This window comes from Pseudoalteromonas sp. SWN29 (assembly GCF_015864465.1).
Classification (GTDB): domain Bacteria; phylum Pseudomonadota; class Gammaproteobacteria; order Enterobacterales; family Alteromonadaceae; genus Pseudoalteromonas.
In genome coordinates this window covers 48,314-58,004 of sequence record NZ_JADYXE010000028.1, presented here as the reverse complement: position 1 = coordinate 58,004, position 9,691 = coordinate 48,314, and the positions used below count along the sequence as shown (strand labels likewise).

General features: G+C 38.4%; 9 protein-coding genes. 7 read left to right on the top strand and 2 right to left on the bottom strand.

Going from position 1 to position 9,691, the window contains the following annotated elements; translation table 11 throughout:
• Positions 1-226: 226 nt before the first annotated feature.
• The 7 genes from I6F53_RS12160 to I6F53_RS12130 all read left to right on the top strand — a co-directional run bounded on the left by I6F53_RS12160 (position 227) and on the right by I6F53_RS12130 (position 7,019).
• Positions 227-484: a DUF3081 domain-containing protein gene (locus I6F53_RS12160; RefSeq protein WP_002958616.1), complete on the top strand. Its 258-nt coding sequence runs from the start codon at positions 227-229 to the stop codon at positions 482-484.
• Positions 484-789 (top strand): hypothetical protein, encoded by a 306-nt coding sequence (locus I6F53_RS12155; RefSeq protein WP_197239710.1) that lies wholly within the window; start codon positions 484-486, stop codon positions 787-789. The genes I6F53_RS12160 and I6F53_RS12155 overlap by 1 nt, the downstream gene beginning before the upstream one ends.
• Before the next feature lie 423 nt (positions 790-1,212).
• Positions 1,213-1,788: a transcriptional regulator BetI gene (gene betI, locus I6F53_RS12150; protein WP_197239711.1), complete on the top strand. Its 576-nt coding sequence runs from the start codon at positions 1,213-1,215 to the stop codon at positions 1,786-1,788.
• A 1-nt stretch (position 1,789) separates the two neighbouring features.
• A complete protein-coding gene (gene betB / locus I6F53_RS12145) occupies positions 1,790-3,253 on the top strand; it encodes a betaine-aldehyde dehydrogenase (RefSeq protein WP_197239709.1) in 1,464 nt (487 codons plus the stop codon).
• Between the two features lie 11 nt (positions 3,254-3,264).
• Positions 3,265-4,932 carry a choline dehydrogenase gene (gene betA, locus I6F53_RS12140; RefSeq protein WP_197239708.1) on the top strand — a complete coding sequence of 556 codons (1,668 nt, stop codon included), beginning with the start codon at positions 3,265-3,267 and terminating at the stop codon, positions 4,930-4,932.
• Between the two features lie 158 nt (positions 4,933-5,090).
• Positions 5,091-6,308 (top strand): BCCT family transporter, encoded by a 1,218-nt coding sequence (locus I6F53_RS12135; protein WP_166421205.1) that lies wholly within the window; start codon positions 5,091-5,093, stop codon positions 6,306-6,308.
• 9 nt (positions 6,309-6,317) lie between these two features.
• Positions 6,318-7,019 (top strand): TorF family putative porin, encoded by a 702-nt coding sequence (locus I6F53_RS12130; protein ID WP_197239706.1) that lies wholly within the window; start codon positions 6,318-6,320, stop codon positions 7,017-7,019.
• A gap of 83 nt (positions 7,020-7,102) precedes the next feature.
• Here I6F53_RS12130 and I6F53_RS12125 read toward each other — a convergent pair whose 3' ends face one another.
• A complete protein-coding gene (locus tag I6F53_RS12125; RefSeq protein WP_197239704.1) occupies positions 7,103-9,013 on the bottom strand; it encodes a putative bifunctional diguanylate cyclase/phosphodiesterase in 1,911 nt (636 codons plus the stop codon).
• A gap of 210 nt (positions 9,014-9,223) precedes the next feature.
• A complete protein-coding gene (locus I6F53_RS12120) occupies positions 9,224-9,682 on the bottom strand; it encodes an Sbal_3080 family lipoprotein (protein WP_197239703.1) in 459 nt (152 codons plus the stop codon).
• Between the last annotated feature and the right edge of the window lie 9 nt (positions 9,683-9,691).

Below are 9,691 nucleotides of genomic sequence, written 5' to 3'. Positions count from 1 at the left end.
TAAAATACTTTTATACGATGGCAGAAAGCCTCATTCTAGAGCCTCGAAGGGAGCGAAGTTTTCCTCGCTCAGTCAAGGCAAGACCGCAGCGGTACGCTAGAAATAAAAAAGCCGCTCACCTTAAGTGAACGGCATTAAAGCAATATCACACATTTTTAGCTATTGTTTTTAAGATGATCGACCCTCATATCATTATCGTATGAGGTATTAAATAAAAGGGTGAAGTATGAAAAACGAAATTGACAACAAACAGATTTTAGCCGTGTATGAACGCATCATTCAAAAAGGCGAAATGACTGACGAAGGTAAACATTATCAAGGCGTTACTGCTTATTCAGATGTAGATGGTTACACTGTATATTTGCAGGGAAGCGGTGTTGAATTACGCTTTGGTTTTCATAATACTTATCATCTAGATTATGAGCATGAAAAACATAAAGATGATTTTTTGAAAAAATTATATAACATTGCTAACGAGAGCTAATGCACCCACGAAAACTCAGGAACCGCCCTACCAGTAAGCTCAATACTACTTTTATAAACCAAGTAGTAGAAGAGCTTAAAGCTGATCCAAGCAAAATCTCAATTATTCAAGACAATTTAGAACAATACCGTGCTCAAACTCATTTAAAGCGTGGTTTTTTATTGGCTATAGAGCGCTTTGATTGGGTTTTTGAAGCAAGCAAAGATATAGATTTTATTTGCCAGCAAATTTTAGCTGATGACTATATTGGCAATAGACTAAGACGTTACCCCCTACTTTTTAAAGGCGTTATTAATAATGCCTGACCTTTCAAAACTTAACCTTTCAAACCAAGCGCTTTAAAACGATAAAACCGCAAAGCTTACTCTCGATATAAATTTATTAGAGCACTAAGCAATTGCAGGTTTGGTGTACTTTTGCATTAAAATAATACTATTAGTACTCTAACTATTACTGCACTAACGATTTTTACACATTTTATTCATTTATTGCTGTAAACAAATCATTACCATTATTTAATTTCAAAACAACCTCCACAACCCTATGTTTTATATACAGTTAAATGAAATAAAACTTTACCTTCTTTATCGCATTAGTTGCGATTTTATTAATGATTCATCTACATTTTGGCATCTAGATATTTACCTCAGCCTTGAATTGTTAGAGCTATTACCTTAAGCTTATCTTTATTGAACGTTCAATTAATAAAAATTATGCCTAAAGTTGGAATGGAACCTGTCAGGCGTCAGCAGTTAATTGACGCAACTATAGAATCTGTTGCAAGCAAAGGTCTGCAAGGAACGACTATAAACAGCATTAGTAAAAATGCAGGTTTATCGTCGGGTATTATTAGTCATTATTTTAATGGTAAGCAGGGGCTGATTGAAGCCACTGTTCGGTACTTACTAACAAGCTTAAAGCAAGACTTGATAGGCAAAGTAAACCATCAAACAAATGCGACTGAACGTTTAATGTATATTGTCGAAGCCAACTTTGCGCTTGTACAACAACGCAATGATACAACCCGAACGTGGTTGAGTTTTTGGGCGCAATCGATGCACGATAAAGAATTACACAGACTACAAAATGTAAACAGTAGACGCTTGCACAGTAATTTAGCATTTTCTTTGAAGCAATTAATGCCTATTGAGCAAGCGAATCAAGCTGCTGAACTTATCGCCGCCATGATCGATGGCCTATGGTTAAGAGCAGTACTGAGTAAGTCAGACAATAATCAGTTTAAACACAGTGAAAAGTTAGCAAAAAGCTACGTACTTTCACTTATCAAGCAATATGGAGCCTAGCGTGACTACACCTGTCTATCAAAATTTTATTAACGGCCATTTTCTTGCAAACCAGAGCGGCAAAACATTTGATGTAACAAACCCAGCTACGGGCGAGGTTATTTACGCAGTAGAGATTGCCGACGAATTTATTCAAAACGCAGCCATTGCCAGTGCAAAGCAAGGCTTTGCTCAGTGGTCAGCGATGACACCCATTGAACGCAGCCGCATTTTATTAAAAGCAGTGGCTATTTTACGCGAGCGCAATGATGAGCTAGCCCTTGTAGAAGTACTAGACACCGGTAAACCAATGCAAGAAGCAAATTGTGTTGATATTGAAACCGGCGCTGATGTAATTGAATACTTTGCAGGCCTTGCGCCAGCACAAGTAGGCCAACAGCAAATGGTGGGTGATGACTTTTACTACACACGTAAAGAGCCACTAGGTATCTGTGCGGGTATTGGTGCATGGAACTACCCACTACAAATTGCATGTTGGAAGTCGGGCCCTGCCCTTGCTGCTGGTAATGCATTTATATTTAAACCATCTGAGGAAACACCACTTGGCGCTATTAAGCTTGCTGAAGTGTTTTTTGAAGCTGGCGTACCTGCAGGTGTGTTTAATGTTGTTCAAGGCGCGGGCGATGTAGGCCAGTGGCTAACACGGCATAGCGACATTGATAAAGTATCGTTTACAGGTGAAGTAGGCACAGGTAAAAAAGTAGTGGCAAGTGCTGCCGGTACGTTAAAAGATGTAACAATGGAACTTGGTGGTAAGTCTCCACTATTAGTATTTGATGACGCCAACATTGAGCAAGCGGTTAGCGCTGCTATGTTAGGTAACTTTTATACGCAAGGCGAAATTTGTACTAACTGTACTCGTATTTACGTTCATAAAAATATTTATCAGCAGTTTATTGATGAGCTTAAAGCGCGCACTGAGAAAAACATTATTGCTGGTGACCCGCAAGATTTAAATACAAACTTTGGCGCACTTATCTCTAAAAAGCACCAAGAACTAGTAATGAGCTACGTTAATAAAGGTATTGAAGAAGGTGCAACGCTTTTAACTGGTGGTACAACGCTTTCACCAGAATCTGCTCCTAATGGCTATTTTGTAGCACCGACTGTATTTATTGATTGTAATGACGACATGACTATCGTTAAAGAAGAAATATTTGGCCCAGTAATGAGCGTGCTTGTTTTTGACGACGAAGACGATGTGATTGCACGCGCTAACGGTACACACCTAGGCTTAGCAGCTGGCGTATTTACGAGTGATATTAAACGTGCTCACCGCGTAATTCATAAGTTACAAGCCGGTATTTGTTGGATTAATGCATACGGTAATTCACCTGCTGAAATGCCAGTTGGCGGTTATAAGCAATCGGGTATTGGCCGTGAAAATGGTATACAAACGCTTGATCAATACACGCAAACTAAGTCTATTTATGTTGGTATGGCCGACATAGAAAGCCCATTTTAAGGCGCCCTACTATGAGTAATCATTACGACTATATTATTGTTGGCGCGGGTTCGGCGGGTTGTGTTTTAGCAAACCGTTTGTCTGAAGATTCAAATAACCGCGTGTTACTACTTGAAACTGGCGGTAGCGATAAAAGTATTTTTATAAAAATGCCAACTGCGTTATCTATTCCTATGAATAGTGACAAATACGCATGGCAGTTTCATACGCAGCCAGAGCCTCATTTAGATAACCGTGAAATGCATTGCCCTCGTGGCAAAGTATTAGGCGGCTCGTCATCTATTAATGGCATGGTATATGTACGTGGCCACGCAAAAGATTTTGACGAATGGCAGCAACACGGTGCAAACGGTTGGGATTACCAATCATGTTTACCGTATTTTCAAAAGGCAGAAAGCTTTTACCTTGGTGAAAATACTTACCGTGGTGGCAAAGGCCCGCTTGGCGTTAATAACGGCAACGAAATGCAAAACCCGCTTTATCGCACTTTTATAAAAGCAGGTGTTGAAGCTGGTTACGCCTCAACAGATGATTACAACGCGTCGCAGCAAGAGGGTTTTGGCCCAATGCACATGACCGTAAAAGACGGCGTGCGCAGCTCTGCGTCTCGTGAGTATTTAGACCCTGTTAAATCGCGTAGTAATTTAACAATTATTACAGGTGCACTAGCACAACGCGTGATTTTAGACGGTAAAAAAGCTACTGGCATTGAATACAAAGTAAATGACGACGTTAAAACTGCCCATGCAACAAAAGACGTTGTATTAAGTGCAGGGCCAATTGGTTCTCCACATATTTTACAACTCTCTGGTATTGGTGATACTCAAGCGCTCGAAAACGCAGGCGTTGAAGTACAGCATCATTTACCTGGTGTTGGTCAAAACTTACAAGATCATCTTGAGTTTTACTTTCAATACAAGTGTAAGCAACCTATCACGCTTAACGGCAAGCTAGGCATTGTTTCAAAGGGTTTGATTGGCGCACGCTGGTTATTAACGCGTTCGGGTTTAGGTGCAACGAATCATTTTGAATCGTGTGCGTTTATTCGCTCAAAACCAGGTGTTGAATGGCCAGATATTCAGTATCACTTTTTACCAGCAGCAATGCGCTACGATGGTAGAAGTGCATTTGCAGGTCATGGTTTTCAGGTTCATGTTGGTCATAACAAACCAAAAAGCCGAGGTAGTGTGACTATTGCCTCTGCAAATCCTGAGCAACCACCAACCATTTTATTTAATTACCTTGAGCATCAAGACGATATTGAAGGCTTTAGAGCGTGCGTTCGCTTAACACGCGACATAATCGAGCAAAATGCCTTTGATGAATACCGCGATGAAGAAATTCAACCAGGTAAACACATTCAAACAGATGAAGAAATAGATGCCTTTGTACGCCAAGCCGTAGAAAGTGCTTACCACCCTTCTTGCTCATGCAAAATGGGTGAAGATGATATGGCCGTTGTTAACTCTAATACCCAAGTGCATGGTATTGAGGGATTACGTGTTGTTGACTCATCTATATTCCCAACAGTTCCTAACGGAAACTTGAATGCGCCTACAATTATGGTTGCCGAAAAAGCAGCCGACATAATTTTAGGTAAAGACCCATTACAGAAAGCGGATGTAAATGTTGCCATAACAACAAACTGGCAAGAAACACAACGTAGTTCAAAGATCTAACTTTAGCCACATGCTTAGGTTTAGTCTCGTCGGGCTAAACCTGTGCGTGCCTTGCAGTGGCACACGATGTAAATAGGTTACGTTGTGTTAATGCGAGAATAAAACAATAAAATACGGAGTGCTTATGAATTATTTTTATTCATTACTGGAGGGTAACAATGACTATTTGGCTTAATGCAGGCATCATTTTTACCTTACTTGCCATTATCACTATTTTAATTAAATGGGGTAATGTGCGCGTAGTAGGTGTAACACCAGTTCGAACCTTTACGTTTATAGCAATATTATTTACTTCTGGCCTTGATGTTGGCCTTATTATGTTTCCTTTAACTGAGTTTGCAGGTTATGCAGACATAAAAGCAAGCCCAGAATACGCGTTTGCAAATCCACTGGCTATTGAGTTTGGCTACTGGGGATTTTTGATCTGGGGATTTTACTTTCTTACGTGCTTTTATTTCTGTGTAATAGAACCTAAAGTGAAATTTTTCGAAATTCCTTGGGTTAAATTTATCAATAATGTTGTAATTATTGGTACATGTGCATTTACCGCTTATTTACTGCTTACAAACCTACCGTGGTATTTACCCGAATTAGGTGATGGAACAAGCATAGTTTCTGAGTTTTATTTAATTGTGTTTGCGGCTATCTGTTTTGCGGTTTACTCAAGTACTGATATTAAATATGTACGTATTTTAAGTATTTCTACTACGTGGTTATTTTTAGCTTTAATCGCCTTTATGTGGGCTGGCGCATTTGTAATTGGTGATAGTCAAATGTCAGCATTTACGAATAACTTAGGCTCTATTGGCACTTACTTTGCAAACATTAATGAATTTGTTTTGCCGCTTAATGATTACCATGAGTTTTACTTATTTTGGTGGTTTGCGTGGAGCATAATGATTGGTCAATTTACATCACGTTTTGTTGGTGGACTTAAAACATACCAAGTATTGGGTGCGATGTTAATTTTCCCTTCTATTCCGATTGCGATTTGGTTTAGCGTACTTTATCACTACCACGAGGCGGGCATCCCAACTCAAGGTATTAAAAACTTTGCCATGGTATTTGTAGGTATTATATTTGTAATTAACTCTCTCGATTCGTTAGTACGTTTATATACAGATAACCTAAATTTTACCGTAAAGCGTTTTGGTAAAATGAAATACATGATAGGTAATATTGTTGCTCTATCACTACTTACATTACTGTTTAAACTAGAATTTTTACAAATTCAGTGGGTAGGTGCTTTAGTTATTGGCTTGTTCTTTATCTGTGCTGCCTTTATTGGTTACAGTAAATTTAAAACAGTAACGAATATAGATAGCTCACCAAAAGCAAACGCAATTGATTACACAAAAATAGACACAGTACACTAGGGATAAATAATGAATAACAGACTAAAACAACTAGTAGTAGCACTACCATTTGCACTTTTATCAACGACTGCAGCAGCTGATTGGTCAACAACAATCACGGCAGCGTCTGACTACACTTTTAATGGTGTGAGCCAAACTGATAGCGAGCCTGCAATTCAAGGTAGCTTAGACTACGCCTTTGATAGCGGTGTTTACGCAGGTGTTTGGGCTTCAAATGTAGATTTTGGTGACGACACTGATTTCGAGCTTGATGCTTACGTAGGTAAGTATGTACAACTTGATGAGCAATTTAGCGTTGATTACGGTATTGCTTATTACACTTATCAAGGTAACAACAGCGATGGTAACTACGGCGAAGCTTATACTAAATTTGGTTACGCAAGTGAATACGGCCAAACTGAGCTAAACTTTTGGTACAGCTGGGATTACTTTGGAACGGGCGCGGGTCATGTAATCTCAATGATTGCACACACCTATGAGCTGGCTCCAAATCATGCACTACGTGCAAGCTTTGATATTTCAAACTCGCTTGATGGACAAAAATGGGCGTGGGACGTAAACGAGAAAAAATCATACAACCATTACCGTTTAGCATACCAAACAAGCTACGAAGGTTTTGGTATTGAAGTGGCTGCTGAAAACACAAGCTTAGATTACGATTATGCTGATGAGCGTATTGTACTTGCTGTTTCTCGCACATTTGATCTTTAATATATTAATTACTGATTAAACAAAAAATGCCACTCTATTTAGAGTGGCATTTTTATTTGTAAACTAACTAACTAACTAACTAACTAACTAACAATATCCCACGCACTTGTACCCGATGCTGAAAGGTTACTAGTGTTGTTCCGTAATACTTTATTACCTACATTAATCGATGACTCAGGGCGGCTAACTAAATATCCCTGAACAGAGCTCACACCTATTTTTTTAACCAGTTCAAACTGCCCTATTTCTTCAACGCCTTCTGCAACAATTTTAATACCTAGCTTTTTTCCAAGATCACTAATTGTATTTAATATATCGTTATATTTTTGGCTTTTATTGGCTTGTGCTATAAACGAGCGATCAATTTTAATAACATCTATTGGTAAATCCGCTAATGTACTTAAAGAACTAAAACCTGTACCGAAGTCATCAATAGCAATAGTGATACCCTCTTCTCTTAGCCTACTGAGCTCTTTAATAATTCTTGGACTGGCTTTAATGAAAGTTGATTCTGTAATTTCCAGCATCAAAGACGTAGCCGGTAAACCGGTTTTTTTAAGCTTCTTCATTACCCAATCATAAATATCACGATGCTTTAGTTGAATGCCCGAAACGTTAACTGATATTTTTATTTTCCGCATACCTGCATCGTGCCATGCAGCCATTTGCCGACACGATTCAAGCATAATCCAATCGCCTAGCTCTAATATTAAATTAGACTCTTCTGCTATAGGAATAAACTCTGAAGGCGGGATCATACCTTCAATTGGGTGATCCCAGCGTGTAAGCGCTTCGAAGTAATCAATCATACAATCTTCAACATGCACAATTGGCTGAAAAGATAAGTACAAATCTTTACAAGCGACTGCTATGCGTAACTCTTCGAGTAAGTAATGGTAACGGCGCATTTTGTTACCCATTTCTGGTGAGTAAACTTTAAATATTCCCTTACCATCGCTTTTAGCTCTGTACATAGCCACATCAGCTAATTGTAAAAGTGCTTGTGGGGTTGACGCACTTTCTGGGTAAGCAGCAATACCAATACTGGCACTAATTTTTACTATTTTATTGCCTAGCACAAAGTCTTTTTCAAGCTCACTTAGCACGTGCTTTGCAATTTCAATAACTCTATCGCTATTATCAAGTAACTCTATGAAAATAGAAAACTCATCCCCTCCGAGTCTAGATAGGTTTTGCTCTAACTGGTTAGCACTATTTATATTACTCAACTTATGGTGACGCAAAACGTTTGCGAGTCGACTAGCAACTTGGACTAATATTTCATCACCAAAACTGTGACCAAACGAGTCATTTACTTGTTTAAAACCATCAAGATCTATAAACAGAAGTGCACATTTCAGCTCATCTTGATTCGCGTGATTAATTTGTCTGTCGATATGTTCAATATACGCATGACGGTCAATTAATAACGTCAGTTTATCTTGGCAAATACTTGTTTGGGTTTGTTTTACATAATTGGCCACATGTGTATTTAAACTATTTATTGATTGGCTTAAGCTACTTACACCCAAAGGATTCTCTGCTGGTTTTACTTGTAGGTTAAATGCAGTGAGTAAGCTATTAGCCTGATGATTAAGCTCAGCAATTTGGTTTTTATAGTGACGTTTTCTGCGCTCTCTACGTAAATACAAACCACAGCTAAATATTAAAACACATAAAAATAAAAAATTAATAGGTGATGCAAGTGTCATTATAATTAGCTTACTTGAATCGGCTGCTACAAACTGGGTGTCAGTGGTTTTAATAAGCAAAAAATCCGCAGTAGGCTGCTGGATTATATAGTGGCCATTTAAGATCGGATTATACCAAGGAGCCATATCAAGTGTGGTATTCGTTATTTCGAAGCTTCGTATATCAATACTGGTATGAAATAGATTTATACGGTTAATCTGATTCGTTAACTCTATATTTATGCAAAAACAAAATAGAATTATAATTAGGAAAATAAAACCGAGCGGTTTAAATTTATTCATAAAAAAAATCCATTTATCTTACCTCTCCCTTGAACCTATTTCCAAAAGCGGATTATATCGCTTGCTTTTAGTACTAAGCAAGCATTTATATAATCCTAAGCCATTAGAGTAACATAAAAATATAACAATAACGGTCTAACTAACTACGCATAACGCATAGTGTAGAAGGGGTTCATAAAAATAAACAAAAATGTTCTAATTGTTTAAAATTTAATACATACCGTCAATAAGCTCTATAATTTTTTCTTCGGCGTCTATAAACTTATCCAGTCCACCACCGGTGCGATAAGATGCTTGTGCTATTTTTTCATTCGTTTCAACGTCTTTAATCCAAATATTTGCGTATGCCATATAGAGCGCTAAATCCCAACGCCAATTTGCTACGTAGTAAGCTACGGCATTACACCCTATTGTGTCTGCATCTGGTAACTCAGTCTGGTAGTCTTGATGCTGCAATACATAATTAGCAGGAATAACTCGGGTTTCAACATCATGCTTTGCGAAACCTTTTTTCATGGCATCTAAAACACCTTCTTTAACAGCCTTATGTTCAGCAATACAGACTGTTTTGGGCTTATTTGTTTCAAAGCGAGTAATATCTTGCTTGGCCGCACAACCTGCCAAGGTAGCAACCATTGCTGCTGCAACCGTTATTTTTAAAGTTTTCATATATGTCCT

What these genes read in the sequence shown, in the direction of transcription:
- I6F53_RS12160 (WP_002958616.1), top strand. Translation starts at nt 227, where the DNA reads ATGAAAAACGAAATTGACAACAAACAGATTTTAGCCGTGTATGAACGC.
- I6F53_RS12155 (WP_197239710.1), top strand. Translation starts at nt 484, where the DNA reads ATGCACCCACGAAAACTCAGGAACCGCCCTACCAGTAAGCTCAATACT.
- betI (WP_197239711.1), top strand. Translation starts at nt 1,213, where the DNA reads ATGGAACCTGTCAGGCGTCAGCAGTTAATTGACGCAACTATAGAATCT.
- betA (WP_197239708.1), top strand. Translation starts at nt 3,265, where the DNA reads ATGAGTAATCATTACGACTATATTATTGTTGGCGCGGGTTCGGCGGGT.
- I6F53_RS12135 (WP_166421205.1), top strand. Translation starts at nt 5,091, where the DNA reads ATGACTATTTGGCTTAATGCAGGCATCATTTTTACCTTACTTGCCATT.
- I6F53_RS12130 (WP_197239706.1), top strand. Translation starts at nt 6,318, where the DNA reads ATGAATAACAGACTAAAACAACTAGTAGTAGCACTACCATTTGCACTT.
- I6F53_RS12125 (WP_197239704.1), bottom strand. Translation starts at nt 9,013, where the DNA reads ATGAATAAATTTAAACCGCTCGGTTTTATTTTCCTAATTATAATTCTA.
- I6F53_RS12120 (WP_197239703.1), bottom strand. Translation starts at nt 9,682, where the DNA reads ATGAAAACTTTAAAAATAACGGTTGCAGCAGCAATGGTTGCTACCTTG.